Origin of the sequence: Endozoicomonas sp. (assembly GCF_051008435.1) — a bacterium.
Lineage (GTDB): Bacteria > Pseudomonadota > Gammaproteobacteria > Pseudomonadales > Endozoicomonadaceae > Endozoicomonas_A.
Genome location: NZ_JBPCXO010000024.1, coordinates 14,570 through 29,856, shown reverse-complemented (window position 1 = coordinate 29,856; position 15,287 = coordinate 14,570). Strand labels below are relative to the sequence as shown.

Below are 15,287 nucleotides of genomic sequence, written 5' to 3'. Positions count from 1 at the left end.
ATATAAATACAGTATATTAATAAGGCTATTGTCTGGCAACTGCAAGAGTGCCACGTAATCTTTTACTGAGGATTACGTGGGTAGACAATACCAACCCTACCTAGTCTTGACCGCTATCAATAGAGCTCTGGATGACCTGTTAATGTCGTTGAAAAAGCCAAGTCACCCAGCAGACCGAAACCGACGATGCAAAATGGCCCGATCTATTTCCGGACTGTCGCTTCAGACAGTAGCCCAGGCACTGGGTAAAGGATTAAGTACCGTGAGAAACTGGGAAACGGATGGTGGCGCAGGACCGAAAACACAGGTTGATCTGATTCAACTGTGCCGCCTGTATGGCATTACCACTGACTGGTATCTGGAGGGACGGGAGCCGATGTTTCGCAACGATGCACCCCTCTCGGATAAGCTGGTCACCGTGATAGAAGCCGTAGCCCGGTTGAATTCCCAACAACTGGATGCCTTAGCGGATTTTATTGAGACACTTAAGTAACTGGGTTCGGCAAACTCTTTACCCCAAAGGCTAGGAGTAAAGTTTATGATCTGGATCGAGCCACACCACATGGAAAACAGGGCCAATGAAGAACCCATGTATACGTCCATGCTCGTTGGCGCTAACTTGAAATTGATAGGGCTTTTGCCCCTGAAGCTGTGTATTCAGCGTTGTAAATCCTTTACGTTCGCTGGTTTGTTTCCATTCTATAGGGTGAGCTCTAAGTGCATTAGAGCGGTTTTGTTGTATCTCTCCGGGAAGCAGTTCAGACAGGTTCTTTAAACGTTCCAACACCTTGTAAAAATACTGGGCATTTTTACCCGAGATGGAAAACTTATTATTACTTAGATCCAGGTGCTTGAATGAAAAGCTGACATGTTTCTCTTTGATTGGAGTTGTCGGGATTGGTGTTTTTCGTGGCGTTTTAGTGGGTCGTATGTTGTGTTTCTTCGGCATTGTCTTCTGACATCTTTCGATAAAAGTGCTTCATGGATTCTTTGCTTATGATGGCGGTAGAGAAATCATCTGAAGCCAGTCCTTTTCTGGCATCCTGCCAGGGCGCCTCTTGATGAGTCATCATTTCCAGCTGGTAGCTGGTGAAGCTGGCAAAAGTGTCATAGATTTCGATGAGATGTTGCTCGACGATTTCCGGTAAATCAGGCTTATCCGGATTCAATGAAATAGGGTTCCAGGTATAAGACTTGAAACGGTGATACTGCTTCGGATACACGGGGCCATGAACCCAGGCCTCGCAATCTTCTGGAATGAGGGGTTCATCGTAGCAAGCCAGATACCAAGCCTGGGCGTAAAAAACCATTTTTTGAATTTTTTTATTGGTGATCACGTCGCCATGGGCATGGATCTTGTGCAGAAAAAAATCAGCAACGTTTTTAGCGGTAGTCTTGCTCAAAAACTCCTCCTATATTGGCATGATTGACAACCTATAACATTGCAGTTATCGGCAGGCAGCTGAGTATATTACAAGCATAGATAGAGGGGCAAATAAAGCAAAAGTTCAATCAACTGGCTACCGGGTCAGGCAAGCTATTCACTCTCTGCTTGGGATAGCTGGCCGTAAAACTCTGCCAGAGCCCCTGCTCATCCAGAGTTTCTGTCAGACTCTTGATCACCCATTCACCATTGGCCTGGGGGCGGGGGTGCCCGGTGATATTCACCAGGCCTTCTGCTCTCAGGGCAGAGTTAGCCGGCATCCGGCTCATGATAAATTCAAATTGCTGCCGCTGGATCTCGTGCAACTCGGCAAAGGCTGCCTGACGAGCATCCACTTCAAAATCGTGCAAAGTGCCCAGCACTGTTTGAGGTTGCTCGCTGGATGTTTCGACATAACCTATGGAACCTGCATCCAGATCCCGGTAATTGGCCCGGACCGATTTTTGTCGAATACGGCCGCTGAGTTTTACAGTGCCTCGTGTTTCTTCGGTAATGGGAATGGGTTCTGGCTTTGAAGCCTGCCCCGAGACGGATCGGCCATCCCCTTTTTCAAAGAACACCAGCTTATGCCCCACAGGTTTCATGGTGGCGTCGTAGCGCCTCGCCAGCCGAGTCAATAGGTCGGAGTCACTTTGGGCCTGCTGGTCTTCATAAAAAATCTCTATGGCCTTTAGACGATCCGACATAGCCAGGTCAAAGCCGTGGCGACGGGCGATGGTCAGAGCCATATCACCCAGAGTGGTTTCGATCCATACGTCATCTTTTGGCGTTGTGAAGGAACCTCTCAACCGGGCACCGGATGCCGAGATGATCATTCGGGCTTCAGGAAAGGGGAACTCAACACCATCAAGCCGGTAATTGCCCCGGAAGACCAGGTTACTTTTGCCGGTTGCGGGGTTCTGGTATCCGGTCCATATTTTGATGTCCTGCTCTTTGGAAGGGAATGACAGCTTGCCGTCGTCGTTCAGCTCCAGAATCAGGCTGTCGGATCGGTGCCCGGCTTCATCGGTGATAGAAAGGCTGATCAGGCGCTCGCGGATTGCTGCCGTTTTGTCTTTGCCGCCAATCGTTACTTTGAAGTCAGGAGTCATGTTGATTACTCAAAGAGATCACTCAAATAAATCAATGGCATCGTTCACTTCGGCAGAGTCCAGAACAGGCAGGTCGATCACTATACCGGCAGGCATCACCAACGGCTTTTCACACAGTCCTGGGTTGGCATTCAGAACACGCTCAACCGTGCCGTTGAGGTTGCCGTAGTGGCGGTAACAAATAGCATCGAGCATGTCGCCGTCTTTGGTGGTGTATTTAGCCATTGCCTTACCTCCCCCGGTACTCTTTCAGTGACAGCCTGAATTCCACTTTCAGGGGAATCCCCCGGTCGTAGAGTCGGCGCTGGGTTTCCTGAATCCGTCGAATGGTCCACAGGCCCATATCTTGCCCGGTGCCTAAAACCAATCGCAGAGGAGCCCCTTTATTGGCTTCTGCCCTCATGGCGTCTACTTGTCCCAGGCCTCCCCGAAAATGGGGAAAGATCACGCCATTCAGTTCCAGCGTGTCCAGCCCTGGGCCTATAAAGTCAGACTGGGGTTTACCCTGAATCACATCCTTGTCAGCCCAGCGCCATTCAGAGGTTCTCTCCAGCTCCTGAAGTGCTGCCGTTGCCACACTGAACCGGTATTCCCCTAAAGCCAGTTGTGGCTCAACCATAAGCGCCTCCGGTATTGTCTGTCAGTGAGCGTTCCTGCTGTCGGCGAAGTTTCTCGGCGGCTCGCTCCATTTCTTCACGAATGATCGACCGGGTTCTCACCAGAAAATCTTCGTCCCGTTCACCCTGCTGTTGCTGCAAAACGATATCACCCATTTCAACTTTGATGGGAGCGGCACTGGCGGCGGCCTTTTCCTGAACCAGGGTTTCTTTTTCGTGCATTCGTTCAATCAAGGTTTGCATGGGGCCTGCAGACGCGTCGGGTGAGACGGTTTTATTATCATTCTCTTCAACCAGCCATTCACCGGTTTTACCTCCCAGCCAACTGCCTCCCATACCGCCCACTATGGAGCCAACAATACCGCCAATGGTGGTGCCAATAATGGGAACCACAGAACCTAATGCCGCGCCGACAGCCGCTCCCGACAATGCACCGGTAATACCGCCAGCATCCGTTGCGATGGACTGGGTTTTCTCTTTTTTGCTGAGTTGGTTATCCATCAGCGTTGAGCCAATGGATAAAGCGCCAGTGGCTACCAACAGCCCCCCCATACCTTTCATGGATAACCAGCTGGATTTTGATGCTTTTTGAGCGGTTGGGTTAGCCCCTGTAAGTTTCATGCTTTTCCCGAACAGCAGGGTGGCTACCTTTGCAGCCAGTACAGCCGTTTTAAAGGCCATGAGTGTTACGGCAGCCCCGGCCATCAATGTGGTCAGTTCCGGGTACTTTTCAGCGAGGTCAGCAACATAGCCTGCCATAACAGACAGAGGGCCAATCACGGCATTGACACCCGGCAACAGTACACGGCCAATCGAGTCTGCCAGGGTGCCAAAGCTGGACATAAGCTTTCGCCACTGGCCTGAAGTGGATTGTTCAAAGTATTGGTAACTGTCTTTCACCAAGCCTTTACTGCCTTCATCGACATCTTTTACAGCAGGTTCCAGCATTTCCAGTCTGCCCAGAATCAAAGTAATTGGGCTGGAAGCATCATCCCCAAAAACATTCTGCAGGGTGACTGCTCGCTCATCGGTATCCATCCCTTGTAATGACTTATCAAGGTTGTTCAGGGTGGTTACCAGATCCAGCTGGCCGTTTGAGTCCCTGACCATGTCAAAATCCAGTGACTGAGAAGCCTTGTTCATCTGGTTCATGATCATTCGAAAGGCCGTACCAGCTTCTGCGCCTGTGGTACCGGCGTTATTCATCTGACCCAGCAACGTCAAGCCTTGTTCAATGGGTACTTTAAATGCTGACATTGGACCTGCAGCATTCTTCATGGATTCGCCCAGTTGATGGAAGTTTCGGATCTGGAATTTGAGCTGTGTCTTGGTCAGTAGATCCCCAATCCTGCTAAAGCGTTCTTCTGTTGTTCCTTGAAGGGTTGAACCCAGGTTATTGAACGTTGTAGCCATAACTTCGCCTACACTCTCGGCATCACCGGCTGTTACTCTGGCTACTTGAGCTACCACTGAAGAACCTGCAGAAGCGGTTCTGGCATTTAAGCCGGCAGAGTTGAGGGCGTATTGAATCTGGAAGCTTTCGGCGATGGTACTGACCCCTTCTTTCGCCATGGTGCGAGCCTTATCTCTGGAGCTCTTCATGGCATCGTCCACATCCTTGCTGTTGATCACGGTACGCAGTCGTACTTCCTGCTCTTCATTCCTGGCTGCAGAAATAATGGGGGCGACTGCAGTCACTGCCCCGGCAATGACTCCGCCTGCCTCTCCCCTGAGATCGGACAAAGCCTGGCCACTGTTCTGCAGCCGGGTTCTGGTGGCAGCAAAGCGTTTCATCCGTCTTTCGTTATTGCGGATCGAACGCCCCAGTGAATCCTGTTCTCTTTTTAAATCACCGGTGGCTCGGGTGGTTCGCTTTAATGAGTTTTGAAATCTTGAGGTAGACGTTCTGAGGCGATCGGTAATCTTCTGGTTGGTCTTGAACGTTCTGCCCAGGCTGCCAACAATTCTCCCCGCTTTTTTATTCTCTTTGGCCGCTTTTTTGGTATCGCGGGCCATAATGCCCAGAGATTTTTTTACCGCTGGGTCAAGCTGTGCAGTAATGCGTATTCCCAGTTCTTTGTTCTCTGACATCAGCCTTTCCTCTGGGCTTCTTTACGAATACTGCAAGCAATTTCCAGCCAGTCCAAAAGTTCAACTTCACTCATGTTCATGATGTCGTCTCTCGACCAACCAGAGTCTTTTGAAAGGAGGTAGATCCCCTTTTTCAGGTCCCGGACTGAGAGCCGGGTTTCTTTAAAAAATCATTCACAGCCCTGGCACACTGCTCATAATCAAGAAGGTCCATGTCGTGAAGGTTTTCTTCAGGAATATCCATCAAAATGGCAAACATTTTGACTTCCACTTCATCCGGGCTGGCTCCCTCGTCTTTAGCGGCAAGCAGACGGTCACGAACGGTTGGTCGGCGCATAGTCAGCTTATTAATTTTTTTTCCATCCAGTTGGATGGGGAAATGGAGGTTAATTTCTTTTTTAGAGTTCATATCTGGCTCTGCTTTCTAATGGTTTGTTTTTGTTATGAAGTAAAAAAACGGGAGCAAGCCCCCGTCAGTTACCGATCAGTCCGTTGATATCTGACCGTAGATCAACACCATCAACAATCAGTGTCCCGCCTTCGGCATCGATGTCGAAAAGCACTTCGCCGTTTCGCTCCAGCTTGTAAGTGACCAGAGACAGCTCAAAGTCACAGGTGGATGGTTTTTTGCGTTCGATCTCTTCCATGCTGAAACTCTTCAGCTGAGCCTGGCAGCGAACGACAAAGCCTTCGGCACTGCCACGCCCGGCCAATGCCGAACGGAAGGTAAATTGCTTTTCAGCACCGTTGGTGAATTTGAACAGCTTTAGTACCTGGGGATCGGGCTCGGCCAGTGTGACGGTCATGGTTTGCAGCTCGATCATGCCCATGAAGATTTCAATGGCCGCAGCCATACCGCCAGCCTGATACTCTTCCATGACTTTGGTGAAATCGGGCAGTTTGATTTTCGGGACCAGACCGATCTTGCCGACACCATCAGCTGACCAGTTGTAATCCACTAAGACTTTTGGGGTTGCCATAGTTGCTTTCTCCTTTTTTGCTTAGTAATGGCTTTCAGCGTTAAAAGGCTTCAGCTGAAAATGGCTTTGGCGTAGTCATTAACAAAATGACTGGTGACCGTGATGGCCTGAGCAATTCCGGGCGAAGTGAAGTCGTAATCCATATAGAATTCACCAGCCAGAATAACGTCAGGACTGTTCAGCTCCAGATCGGCCCAGGCTTGACCACCCAGAAGATTCTGGGCGCGTGTTTCACGAGCCAGGAAGTTGTTCTGAGTTTCCAGCACGTCTTCCACAAAGGTTTTGTTGATCTTGCGATCCCGGGCCCATTTCAGGGCAGCGGTTGAGCTGTCCAGAATGATGTCGTTGATTCGCACATGGGTAGAGAACTGCCACTTTGGATCATCCGAACAGTTCAGGTTGCCCCAGTAACGCAGACCACCATCATTGATGATGGTGCTGATCTGGTTGCTGTTGAGAATGTAGGCCAGACAGCTGCTATCACCGTCCTGAAAATCCACCGGAAATTCGGTACCGATAATGGGCAGTACCAGCTGATTGGAAATACTGGCGGAATACTCCTGCCAGGGCGTGTTGTCCATTTTTGCCCGAAGGCCAGCGGCCACGGCTGAGGTGGGCACCAGTTCTGCTTTAGTGTTGATGGAGCGGGGCCAGCAGACCTCTACACGACGAGAACCAAACAGTTGCCGATAGGTGTTGGCGGCTGTCTCCGTGGTGCCGGGCGCATCAACATAGGCAAAAGCTCTGAGACGTTCAGCAATGGTTTGCAGTTTGGTGGCTACGGTCTGCTGATCGGAAAAACCGGGAGTAATCAGAATGCGAGGTTTATGACCCAGCATGGCCTGGACATTGTAAACAGCATCCAATCCAGAACGGGCACCTTCTGCGGAGGTAGCGCCCAAAACATTAGTGACTGTGGCAGCAGCATCAGCCCCTTCATCGACCCGAATGACCACCACAATGGCACCGGTGATGGCCAGGATCATTTCAACCGCTGGCAAGAGTGTGCCGGCACGATCTCCTTTAGTGTCCAGCTTGGCCGCCTTGAGTGGAGAGCCGGCAATCAGTACTGGAGTGTTCAGCGGAAAGACCGCAGGATCAGCATCCTTGGCAGTACCGACAATACAGATAGTGCCTGTAGGGGCAATGGGAACGGGGCGGGGACCGGCTTCGCTGGTCGCTCCATAAATGCCGTGTCGAAATTGTGGCATTGTGATTCTCCTTTTCCTGTTGGAAATGAAAATCGCAATACCTTCGGCGGCTTCTGCGGGTTTGGTTTAATTTACCATGATTTAGTCATGGTGGTTACTGCTACGGCTTGTTTCAAAGGCTTGAAGGCTGGAAAGCTTGAGGGCTAGAGAGCCCGACTCCCTTCGTCTTCCTCTACTGATTTTTTGCAATGATCTTTATCGATCGCATCCAGCACCTTGCAAAGCACACAACCCCAGCGCTTTCCAGATCGAGCTGCTTTAGCAGCTCGGCTGGAAATAGTTTCGTCAGGGTCACCCGCCAGGATCGTGTTGCCTAACTGGTCGATAGCAATCAGCAGATTCCAGAAGTATTTTTGCAATGCGTCCATTCTTTTTCTCTGGGGTTCAGGTTTTAAGAGCTTTAAGGCTGTAAAGCGTTGAGTTGGTCAATAAACGGCTGGGCCACGGCCATAAAATCTGCGTCGTCCGCTGCTGTTTCTACGGCTCGTTTACCAGCCAGTCGGATTCTGCGAACGGCTCTGAGGACGTTGTACCACTGATCCCCCATGAGCTTTATTTCATCCGCTGCCGCCTGGTCTGTGACACTATAGGCTTCTGCATGGGCTTTGACTGTTTCGGGGCATTCGCCTTGATAGTTCGCCTCGATAAAGGCGACGGCTTCTTTGTAGGACAGTTCGTATTCGGGTTCTATGAACGGGCTGTCGGTGGCGAATCGGGCGCGGGCTTGGCCTGCAGTGTTGTCTATTGTGATGCAGGCTGTTAGACGACGCTCAGTAGCCGGAATTATTTTTGACTTAAATAAGAGTTGCCCATTATCTAAATAAGGTTCCTCACCTTTACTCAAAGCAATCAGTGCATTTTGGTGCTCTTCTGCTGACAACAATATTGCATCAGCGGGAATGGTGCCCTGAGCACTGTTACTGAATCCAAGTAATCTATTATTTTCGTGCAAAACAAAAAATTGCATATTATTTACCCCATGAGATCCAAAACGCACTGTTGGCTGTTGGTGAATCTGAACTTATTTTGAAATCAGTGAGTCGTGGCAGAGCCGTTCCACCGGGTTCAGATAAATAACAAATCTGCGGCACCGAGTTAGAATGTTGAGTTGCTACAACCCCATAGCATTTCTGTATAAATGAGGTAGGGAAGAACACTTGGATTTGTGCATTACCGGAAAAATTGAACGCCCCCCACTGAACAACCCAGCTGCCTAACCAGCCAGGAAAAATAATAAAGCCATTCTGTGCAAACAAATATGACAAACCAAACCGCATTTTTTTCGGTGTCACAGCCCGAACATCATCCGTCCCGGCATCCACTTCAGCCTGAGTCGCAATTTCAATAAACCCTTTAATGGATTCAGAAGCATTACGAACAAAAGCCGCCCCCCAGGCTTTCAGTTTCTTGGGCGACACATAACGAATGTCGTCAGTACCTGTATTCACTTCTGACTGTGTCGCCCGCTCCACCTGACCTTTCTGGCTTTCCGTGGCTGAACGAGTGCCCGCATCGTAAGCGGTTTTTACGGCTTTGGAATTAGCGGCTAAGACTTCACTGGTGCTATTAATGGCGCTGTTGAGCTTTGTCTGTCCATAAACTGTGGTTGAAGCATTTGGCTTGTTCGCAATTTCAGACCAATCCGGATAATGGTGTTCACCAAACAGTTTTTTACCGTTGGTTTCGATGTGCCCATCTTGTTTGAATTCAAACTTTGCTGCCCAACTGACAGGATCGCCTACAACTTTTTCCTGCCCTCCACTGGAAAGATGGAACAAAACAGCAGGGCTAGCCGTTTCATGACTGAATTCAACATGGATAGCACCGCTTGTGTGGGTATATTTTTCGCCTGAGTCATGCCCTACCCTCAGGTTGAAATTACCCAAGCCATCATTATTGGTAATTCGGTGATGACCATCTTCGAATACAATATCAGCACCCGATGCCATGGTTAAATCGCCCGTCATCGTAAATGACATTAAGCGGCTTTTTAATGTTTTCGGGGTCACTGCCCTGGTGTGGTCGGTGCCTGCATTCACTTCTGACTGGGTGGCAATTTCCAGAAAGCCTTTGACGGTCTCGGTGGCGTTTCGAACAAAAGAAGAAAGGCGGCTTTTCAATGTTTTAGGGGTAACGAATCGGGTGTGATCAGTACCGGTGTTGACTTCGGACTGAGTCGCAATCTCAGCACCACCCAATAACGCCTCAGTGGCCTGGGGCATGAAAATAGAAACATCACCCGAAGGTGCCACCGTTCCCGGTGCCACACTGAGTACTAATTGATGAGCCAGCAGCAGGGTAGAGTTGACCGCTTTGCTTTGTACGATAGAGCTGTCAGCATTTTGAGCTGTGGCAAACTTCACATTACCATCGGTGTAGAATTCCATTTTCTGCACGTCGTACGCGTCGGTAGTGGAATCCTGAGCCACAACATAAATACGACCCGGTTCTATTACCTGCACCCCAGTCAGATTCAAACTTTTGATTTTCGTGGAGCCGTTGTAGAGATCCACTCTGTTAAGTTTCACCCCATCAAAGCCATTGGCCTGGGCATTAATAGCTGCATCAATGCCCGATTGATGAATCGTCAGACTCATTCCCATGTCTCCCTGCTCATGATCACCTGGTGCATATCTGACCGAAGGTGAAGTGTTCCTGGATGAATTGTGCCCACCGTAAAATCAAAGTGTGAGCGCAAGGGTTTAGCCTGTTCAATGGCCTTGATGATATCGGTTTGCAGATCAGCGTCGGGCCTGAAAGCAGCGGTGGTTATTGTGCCGGGGGCGTTGTCTGAAATATCTTCACCAACAAGCGATGTTGACCAACCCTTCAGACCCTGTTCAAAGTGAGGGTTTTCTATCAGCTGTCTATTTTCGAACAGATCCCAACATTCCAGTTCGGCTACTTGAATCTTGTTATTGCCACCTGTTCTGTTCACTCTGAAATAGGGCCGGATGTACTGGGTTGTTTCTGTGAAAGTGTCCGATGTACTTCCGTAACCAGTAATTTCCCCCTCAAAAACCAACCATCCATTTTCTGGCTTAGGTCTTCCTTCCGCCCCTCCATTGATAGCAGCCTGTCTATGTAACGCGCTCCCGAAATTGCTATTCAGACAAGCTACACCCGCCACTACTTCATTATTCTCAGAAGTAGCTGAAAGCGCCCTGACCTTAAATCGAATGCGATAGACACGACTGGTGTTTACTGGGATTGCTTCACTGGTATGAATGCTCTTATCTTCTGATAATTCATAAACCGGCAACTGCCGCTCATTATCCTGAGCCGATATCGTCACACTGAAGGTATGAGGATTTCCCTTCGGGCTTTTCTCCCACCACTCCAGAATATTGGCTGTCGTTCCGAAGCTGGCAATGGCATTTTCAACTGCCAGGCGACTGCCTTTGATTCGGTGCTGGTAGAGGGCGTCTTCAATCGTCTGGCGCTTGATATGCTCGGGCCAGTGGTCGTTCCACTGATCCACTGAATAATGGAGCGCCAGATAGGGCAACAATGGTAATGGGCATTGGTAAGGATCCCAGAAATCACGAAAGGGCACGGGTAAGTTATCCAGCCGGTCGTCCAGACTGGCAATCGCTCTTTCCTGCGGGGTCGCCGATGAAGGCAGCAGGTCAGCCATTAGCCACCTCCGAACTCAGTTCAATGGCGGAGCAATAGGCCGCACCGGTATCACCTGGGTTGATATTGGTGGAGGGTGAAATCAGATTGACGCTCACAACACCGGGTTGTTGAAGCGCTGCATAAACACCAGACAGAGAAACAACGGCTTTTTTGCGATGCATCAAATTGACGTATTCCTGAGCTTCGGTTCTGGCTTCTTCCAGCGCCAGCCCGGCTGTAGGACCTGCTTCAACAGTCAGTACGGCTTCGATACGGTAGGTTGAGACACTGATACTTTGGATAGTCAGCTCATCGGTCATTTGCCTTCGTTCGGGGCTCATCAAGTAAGACCTGACCCGCCCCAACAGTTCCGGGCTGGCACTCCCATCTCCTGTACGGGATAGAATGCTGATCAATACCTGACCTGCTGCAGGGCTTTTCTCTGCTGAATTGAGCACCTCAGGATCCGATGACAGGGCATGAAAGCGGTAAAAGCCTTCGGTACCGGCGTTGGTCTGGCCTTCCATGGACAGCATAATGCGTTCCAGGAAACGGTCGTCCTCTTCCATGACCGGATCAATGGGCGGCGTAGCGTTTGGGTCACCGGCATCAATGACTTGCCGGAACACTTTATACCGGGCACCTAATTGATCCAGATCTGAGTTTTTGGCGTAGGCGGGCAAGATCGCCTTGCCGGCCTCGTTGATTCTCTGGCGAAGTTTGGCTTCCCTGATTGAGCCCTGGAGCAGGTTGTTATATGTGGGATCGCCCACCCGCAAGCTATCAGCCAGCTCAGGATCCAGCTTGCGCAGCTCGGCCAGCCGCTGTGCAAAAATAGCCTCTACCGAATAGTCTTCGACAAACTCCGGCGGTGTCAGTTGGGACAGGGTGCTTACCGTGTAAGTCGTCATAAGGTAATGCCCTCCAGTTTCACCACGTCACCATCCACCAGGTATTCTCCCAACAGGGTCAACTCAATCTCACCGCTTTCATGGTCAACATTCATCAGGGTTTGGTGCAGTTTGAATTCGTCATGAATTTCATTGGCAGGGTTTGCCAATGTCTCCGCTGTTTCTGCGTACACATCCAGCCGGAAGCCTGGCACCGTTTTTTTATCAATCAGTTCCGGCAGGTTGGATCCATAAGCACGACGAATCACCAGGGCGACTTTGCGAGTCCGAAACAGACGCTGGATGCGCTGTTGCAGCTCGGGTAAGCCTTCCAGTCTTTTGCCCGTGATTTCGTGGGTGCCTATGCCCATTAGTTCATCTCCGGAGCTGGGGGTGAATGACGACTCTGGGCATGGTTGTTATAGGTGTCACGCATTTTGTCCATGCTGCCGGTCTTGTCTGACACATTTTGTCCAGCGGTTACGTTCTTGGTGGCACTGATGTTTTCAGTGGCAGTAATGCCGCCAATGACAGCAAGATCACCGATCAGTGTGCTCCCCCCCTGGCTATCCACCGTTGTTTTTGCACTGGATGGCAAAGAAACCAAAAGTTGATGGGTTTTGCTGTTGTACTCAAACACAGCACCGTCAGGCATATCACGACGATACACATCTGCACTGCTGCTGCGTTGTTGATGTTGACTGGAGTCTATGGCACAAACCACCACCCCTTGACGACCGCCACCGGGCAGTGCACAAAGTACTTGCTCTCCTACTTGATAGGGGTCCCAGCTGGCCGAATCCGCCATGCGGGCATAACCATGACGCAGCCAGTAACTGGTTCTGTCTTCTGAAAACTTCACCCGGTAGCGCAAAGGGCTCAGCTGAACTTCTTCAACCGTTCCTGTCTGGAGTAACTTCTGCAATAAATGGTTCAGGCTGGCCAGATCAAGCATCCTCATCCTCCAGACCCTCTTCATTAATAGAAAGCTTTGTATAGTCGTCCTGGTGATCTGCTCCGATTTCAGGAGCACATCCTATGTAGATATCGCCGGTGAACTGTCGCCCATCGTCCCAGCGATTCGGCTCTATAGTGAGATCCACCGGGCCGTATTCACATTCAGCCATGTACCAGCCTTCCGGGCATTCCACCTGCAGGCTGGTGACAATGTTGTTCACATGCAATAAAGCGCCTTCGTTGGTCTGGCTGAAGCCTTTGAGCTGTTCCAGCATTTCCAGTTCTTTTTGTTCTAATTCCAACCCGTTACCGCTGCGGGAATGAACCCGAATCAGGCCTAAAAACAATACCCGGACAATGCCCATGCAAGGGTTATCTGTGGGCATTTCTCCCCGATAAAGCAGGGCGTGAATACCGTTGTCTCGATCCTGTTTTGAATAGTCGTCCCGCTCTCGCCACTGCCGTGTCACTGTTCTTTTGGGGTGACTGACTTTTACATATTCCTGAAAAGCCTGACGCAGCTCATTCATGATCTGATCAGAAACACTCATAGCCCGACCTCCGCCAAACTGTTAGTCACTGCCTGACGCATCAGCTGTTCAACACGGGGCTTGATCTTGTCGGCAGTGTCGTCAATAAACGGTTGTGGTGGGGTACCCTTTCGAGCAATGGAACGGCTGACCATATAGGCCAGGTCATCCAGGTCGTGTTTTGGGTTACGAGGAGAAATGTTCTTGACGCTGAGCCAATCTTTGATGGCCTGGAGAGAAGGAAAGCCTCCGGGTTCAGTCCCATCGTTCACAAACCCGGCGTAATCAGTATGAGGTGCGACCAGAGCGGAAAGATCACCGTCCCGAACACTGCGAATACTGTTGACCAATGTGCTGTGTGCTTTGGGTGCTCTGCGTTTTGCTTCCCGGGCAGCTTCTGAACCGCCACGGGATACCGATTTTTTCAGATGCTTGAACAAAGCGCCGGGGGCTTTTTCCAGAGCCCTCATTAGAGCTTTGTCACCGGTCAGTTGGATATCCAGCTTTTTTAGCATGCTGCCCTCCGCTCAAACTCAGAGAGGAATTCTTTATACAAAGCGGCTGGGGTTCCGATCCGGGCTGCACCTGAGATCATCTGTTTACTGCTAATGGTTTTATCCGCATATCGGATCGACAGCACTTTCATGGCTTCTGCCTGAGCCCGGAGCAACAGCAGGTCTCTGTCTGATGGGTGAACTGTCGTGTCTTCTGATGTATCCCCCAGGGTGTGACGGGCGTAATAAGTAAAACTGAATACACTCCCCAGCTGGGCAATCAACTGAGCCGTGGGAGCAAAAGACAGGTGAAGCTGTTTTGGGTTGCCATCGGTGACAGAAACCGTTGGCAGCATACGAGGATAACCAGGCTCCCAGGGCTGACTCATTGACCTCTGTTTTCTGCCCCAGGCATGAGCCTTGAATTCCACCAGATCCGCAGGAGCGTCATAAACACTCTCATCAGCCTGGAGCATCAAGCGCACATTTCTTGGACGCCGTTTAAATCGTGCCAGTTCAATGGCGGCAATGTTTAAAAGCTGATCCAGCTGATCATCCAGATATTCTGCACTGTCGGTTAATGACAGGATCAGATCCTTTTTCAAAGCAGCCAGGCTCATATCACTCATGCCGGGCCCCCAGTGTTTTCAACACCAGATCCAGCTTTGGCTTCGATCCTGCTTTCCATATCACTGAGCATGGCCCGTATTTTCTTTTCGGGGATGTACTCTTCCGCCACTTTCATTTTCAGGTTGTTGAGTTGAGTGAACAGAAAGATGTTCCAGATCATCAACCAACCCATAAGAAAGAGAATCAGAGGCATTAAAGCTTTCAGAGCGTCCCATAAATCCATCAGCGCGGCCCCGTCATTAATCGGTTTTTGTCAGCGCTGGAGCGGGTGGTTCCTACCCAATAGGTAATGGATGCAGCCCAGAGAGTGACAGCCTGGCCAAATAGATAAAATGCCACGTCCTGGTTACTTTCAGGGATCTCAAACTTGAACAGGGCAAAAAGCAAACCGGCGACAATGGCCGTCAGTAGCCAGACAATAATGGCTGGCATCTTACTGTCTTTATGGCTAGCTCTGGCATTGGCTTTGTCAGACAGTTCAGTCTGCAATGTTTTGAAAGCCACTTCTCTGATTTGCTGTTCATTTTTCAGCTCAAATTGTTTGAGCTTGATCAGGGCTTCAGGATTATTTTTAACGGCCTGCGCAACGGCTGCCGGGGTTTCCTCAACACCCAGAACAGTAGCCACCATACTGCCCAGCATGGCACCACCTGGGCCACCGAGGGCCGTCCCGAGAACAGGTGCCGCTTTGCCCACTAATTGAGAGATACCTTTCCAGTCCATCACTCGTTCCT

The 15,287-nt window shown here is 50.3% G+C and carries 22 protein-coding genes; 1 reads left to right on the top strand and 21 read right to left on the bottom strand.

All coding sequences use genetic code 11. From position 1 onward, the window contains the following. Positions 1 to 76: 76 nt before the first annotated feature. Entirely contained in the window at positions 77 to 493 is a 417-nt protein-coding gene (locus ACR2PX_RS01055; RefSeq protein WP_433997509.1) for a helix-turn-helix domain-containing protein, read from the top strand. Positions 494 to 523: 30 nt separating this feature from the next. Here the strand turns inward: ACR2PX_RS01055 and ACR2PX_RS01050 are convergent, their stop codons facing one another. The 21 genes from ACR2PX_RS01050 to ACR2PX_RS00950 all read right to left on the bottom strand — a co-directional run bounded on the left by ACR2PX_RS01050 (position 524) and on the right by ACR2PX_RS00950 (position 15,276). After that, positions 524 to 949 carry a hypothetical protein gene (locus tag ACR2PX_RS01050; RefSeq protein WP_433997508.1) on the bottom strand — a complete coding sequence of 142 codons (426 nt, stop codon included), beginning with the start codon at positions 947 to 949 and terminating at the stop codon, positions 524 to 526. Next, entirely contained in the window at positions 918 to 1,403 is a 486-nt protein-coding gene (locus tag ACR2PX_RS01045) for a Panacea domain-containing protein (protein ID WP_433997507.1), read from the bottom strand. The genes ACR2PX_RS01050 and ACR2PX_RS01045 overlap by 32 nt, the downstream gene beginning before the upstream one ends. A 109-nt stretch (positions 1,404 to 1,512) precedes the next feature. Beyond that, complete coding sequence (locus tag ACR2PX_RS01040) at positions 1,513 to 2,535, bottom strand: contractile injection system protein, VgrG/Pvc8 family (RefSeq protein ID WP_433997506.1); 1,023 nt, start codon at positions 2,533 to 2,535, stop codon at positions 1,513 to 1,515. An 18-nt stretch (positions 2,536 to 2,553) separates the two neighbouring features. Beyond that, positions 2,554 to 2,760, bottom strand: a complete 207-nt coding sequence (locus tag ACR2PX_RS01035; protein WP_433997505.1) for a tail protein X — start codon at positions 2,758 to 2,760, stop codon at positions 2,554 to 2,556. Positions 2,761 to 2,764: 4 nt separating this feature from the next. Then, a complete protein-coding gene (locus tag ACR2PX_RS01030; protein WP_433997504.1) occupies positions 2,765 to 3,154 on the bottom strand; it encodes a phage tail protein in 390 nt (129 codons plus the stop codon). Further along, a complete protein-coding gene (locus ACR2PX_RS01025; protein WP_433997503.1) occupies positions 3,147 to 5,243 on the bottom strand; it encodes a phage tail tape measure protein in 2,097 nt (698 codons plus the stop codon). The genes ACR2PX_RS01030 and ACR2PX_RS01025 overlap by 8 nt, the downstream gene beginning before the upstream one ends. A gap of 133 nt (positions 5,244 to 5,376) precedes the next feature. Further along, on the bottom strand, positions 5,377 to 5,652 hold the full coding sequence (locus ACR2PX_RS01020; RefSeq protein WP_433997502.1) for a phage tail assembly protein: 276 nt from the start codon (positions 5,650 to 5,652) through the stop codon (positions 5,377 to 5,379). 64 nt (positions 5,653 to 5,716) lie between these two features. Further along, entirely contained in the window at positions 5,717 to 6,223 is a 507-nt protein-coding gene (locus ACR2PX_RS01015) for a phage major tail tube protein (protein ID WP_433997501.1), read from the bottom strand. A 50-nt stretch (positions 6,224 to 6,273) separates the two neighbouring features. Next, positions 6,274 to 7,434 (bottom strand): phage tail sheath subtilisin-like domain-containing protein, encoded by a 1,161-nt coding sequence (locus ACR2PX_RS01010; protein ID WP_433997500.1) that lies wholly within the window; start codon positions 7,432 to 7,434, stop codon positions 6,274 to 6,276. Between the two features lie 143 nt (positions 7,435 to 7,577). Beyond that, a complete protein-coding gene (locus ACR2PX_RS01005) occupies positions 7,578 to 7,802 on the bottom strand; it encodes a hypothetical protein (RefSeq protein WP_433997499.1) in 225 nt (74 codons plus the stop codon). A gap of 32 nt (positions 7,803 to 7,834) precedes the next feature. Next, positions 7,835 to 8,401: a hypothetical protein gene (locus ACR2PX_RS01000; protein WP_433997498.1), complete on the bottom strand. Its 567-nt coding sequence runs from the start codon at positions 8,399 to 8,401 to the stop codon at positions 7,835 to 7,837. Position 8,402: 1 nt separating this feature from the next. Further along, positions 8,403 to 10,031, bottom strand: coding sequence for a tail fiber protein (locus ACR2PX_RS00995; protein ID WP_433997497.1), 1,629 nt, complete (start codon positions 10,029 to 10,031; stop codon positions 8,403 to 8,405). Next, the gene (locus ACR2PX_RS00990; protein WP_433997496.1) at positions 10,028 to 11,071 is read right to left on the bottom strand and encodes a phage tail protein I; all 1,044 of its coding nucleotides are present in this window, start codon (positions 11,069 to 11,071) and stop codon (positions 10,028 to 10,030) included. Before ACR2PX_RS00990 ends, ACR2PX_RS00995 begins: the two co-directional genes overlap by 4 nt. Beyond that, positions 11,064 to 11,963 (bottom strand): baseplate assembly protein, encoded by a 900-nt coding sequence (locus ACR2PX_RS00985; protein ID WP_433997495.1) that lies wholly within the window; start codon positions 11,961 to 11,963, stop codon positions 11,064 to 11,066. Before ACR2PX_RS00985 ends, ACR2PX_RS00990 begins: the two co-directional genes overlap by 8 nt. Next, positions 11,960 to 12,313 (bottom strand): hypothetical protein, encoded by a 354-nt coding sequence (locus tag ACR2PX_RS00980; RefSeq protein ID WP_433997494.1) that lies wholly within the window; start codon positions 12,311 to 12,313, stop codon positions 11,960 to 11,962. The genes ACR2PX_RS00985 and ACR2PX_RS00980 overlap by 4 nt, the downstream gene beginning before the upstream one ends. Then, complete coding sequence (locus ACR2PX_RS00975) at positions 12,313 to 12,897, bottom strand: phage baseplate assembly protein V (protein WP_433997493.1); 585 nt, start codon at positions 12,895 to 12,897, stop codon at positions 12,313 to 12,315. Before ACR2PX_RS00975 ends, ACR2PX_RS00980 begins: the two co-directional genes overlap by 1 nt. Further along, positions 12,890 to 13,450 carry a hypothetical protein gene (locus tag ACR2PX_RS00970; RefSeq protein ID WP_433997492.1) on the bottom strand — a complete coding sequence of 187 codons (561 nt, stop codon included), beginning with the start codon at positions 13,448 to 13,450 and terminating at the stop codon, positions 12,890 to 12,892. The genes ACR2PX_RS00975 and ACR2PX_RS00970 overlap by 8 nt, the downstream gene beginning before the upstream one ends. Next, positions 13,447 to 13,944 (bottom strand): HK97-gp10 family putative phage morphogenesis protein, encoded by a 498-nt coding sequence (locus tag ACR2PX_RS00965; RefSeq protein WP_433997491.1) that lies wholly within the window; start codon positions 13,942 to 13,944, stop codon positions 13,447 to 13,449. Before ACR2PX_RS00965 ends, ACR2PX_RS00970 begins: the two co-directional genes overlap by 4 nt. Further along, complete coding sequence (locus ACR2PX_RS00960; RefSeq protein WP_433997490.1) at positions 13,938 to 14,552, bottom strand: hypothetical protein; 615 nt, start codon at positions 14,550 to 14,552, stop codon at positions 13,938 to 13,940. Before ACR2PX_RS00960 ends, ACR2PX_RS00965 begins: the two co-directional genes overlap by 7 nt. Continuing rightward, entirely contained in the window at positions 14,549 to 14,776 is a 228-nt protein-coding gene (locus ACR2PX_RS00955) for a hypothetical protein (RefSeq protein WP_433997489.1), read from the bottom strand. The genes ACR2PX_RS00960 and ACR2PX_RS00955 overlap by 4 nt, the downstream gene beginning before the upstream one ends. Then, positions 14,776 to 15,276 carry a hypothetical protein gene (locus ACR2PX_RS00950; RefSeq protein ID WP_433997488.1) on the bottom strand — a complete coding sequence of 167 codons (501 nt, stop codon included), beginning with the start codon at positions 15,274 to 15,276 and terminating at the stop codon, positions 14,776 to 14,778. Before ACR2PX_RS00950 ends, ACR2PX_RS00955 begins: the two co-directional genes overlap by 1 nt. Between the last annotated feature and the right edge of the window lie 11 nt (positions 15,277 to 15,287).

Coding starts and splice junctions, on each gene's coding strand:
- ACR2PX_RS01050 (WP_433997508.1), bottom strand. CDS start 949: ATGCCGAAGAAACACAACATACGACCCACTAAAACGCCACGAAAAACA.
- ACR2PX_RS01040 (WP_433997506.1), bottom strand. CDS start 2,535: ATGACTCCTGACTTCAAAGTAACGATTGGCGGCAAAGACAAAACGGCA.
- ACR2PX_RS01035 (WP_433997505.1), bottom strand. CDS start 2,760: ATGGCTAAATACACCACCAAAGACGGCGACATGCTCGATGCTATTTGT.
- ACR2PX_RS01030 (WP_433997504.1), bottom strand. CDS start 3,154: ATGGTTGAGCCACAACTGGCTTTAGGGGAATACCGGTTCAGTGTGGCA.
- ACR2PX_RS01025 (WP_433997503.1), bottom strand. CDS start 5,243: ATGTCAGAGAACAAAGAACTGGGAATACGCATTACTGCACAGCTTGAC.
- ACR2PX_RS01020 (WP_433997502.1), bottom strand. CDS start 5,652: ATGAACTCTAAAAAAGAAATTAACCTCCATTTCCCCATCCAACTGGAT.
- ACR2PX_RS01015 (WP_433997501.1), bottom strand. CDS start 6,223: ATGGCAACCCCAAAAGTCTTAGTGGATTACAACTGGTCAGCTGATGGT.
- ACR2PX_RS01010 (WP_433997500.1), bottom strand. CDS start 7,434: ATGCCACAATTTCGACACGGCATTTATGGAGCGACCAGCGAAGCCGGT.
- ACR2PX_RS01005 (WP_433997499.1), bottom strand. CDS start 7,802: ATGGACGCATTGCAAAAATACTTCTGGAATCTGCTGATTGCTATCGAC.
- ACR2PX_RS01000 (WP_433997498.1), bottom strand. CDS start 8,401: ATGCAATTTTTTGTTTTGCACGAAAATAATAGATTACTTGGATTCAGT.
- ACR2PX_RS00995 (WP_433997497.1), bottom strand. CDS start 10,031: ATGAGTCTGACGATTCATCAATCGGGCATTGATGCAGCTATTAATGCC.
- ACR2PX_RS00990 (WP_433997496.1), bottom strand. CDS start 11,071: ATGGCTGACCTGCTGCCTTCATCGGCGACCCCGCAGGAAAGAGCGATT.
- ACR2PX_RS00985 (WP_433997495.1), bottom strand. CDS start 11,963: ATGACGACTTACACGGTAAGCACCCTGTCCCAACTGACACCGCCGGAG.
- ACR2PX_RS00980 (WP_433997494.1), bottom strand. CDS start 12,313: ATGGGCATAGGCACCCACGAAATCACGGGCAAAAGACTGGAAGGCTTA.
- ACR2PX_RS00975 (WP_433997493.1), bottom strand. CDS start 12,897: ATGCTTGATCTGGCCAGCCTGAACCATTTATTGCAGAAGTTACTCCAG.
- ACR2PX_RS00970 (WP_433997492.1), bottom strand. CDS start 13,450: ATGAGTGTTTCTGATCAGATCATGAATGAGCTGCGTCAGGCTTTTCAG.
- ACR2PX_RS00965 (WP_433997491.1), bottom strand. CDS start 13,944: ATGCTAAAAAAGCTGGATATCCAACTGACCGGTGACAAAGCTCTAATG.
- ACR2PX_RS00960 (WP_433997490.1), bottom strand. CDS start 14,552: ATGAGTGATATGAGCCTGGCTGCTTTGAAAAAGGATCTGATCCTGTCA.
- ACR2PX_RS00955 (WP_433997489.1), bottom strand. CDS start 14,776: ATGGATTTATGGGACGCTCTGAAAGCTTTAATGCCTCTGATTCTCTTT.
- ACR2PX_RS00950 (WP_433997488.1), bottom strand. CDS start 15,276: ATGGACTGGAAAGGTATCTCTCAATTAGTGGGCAAAGCGGCACCTGTT.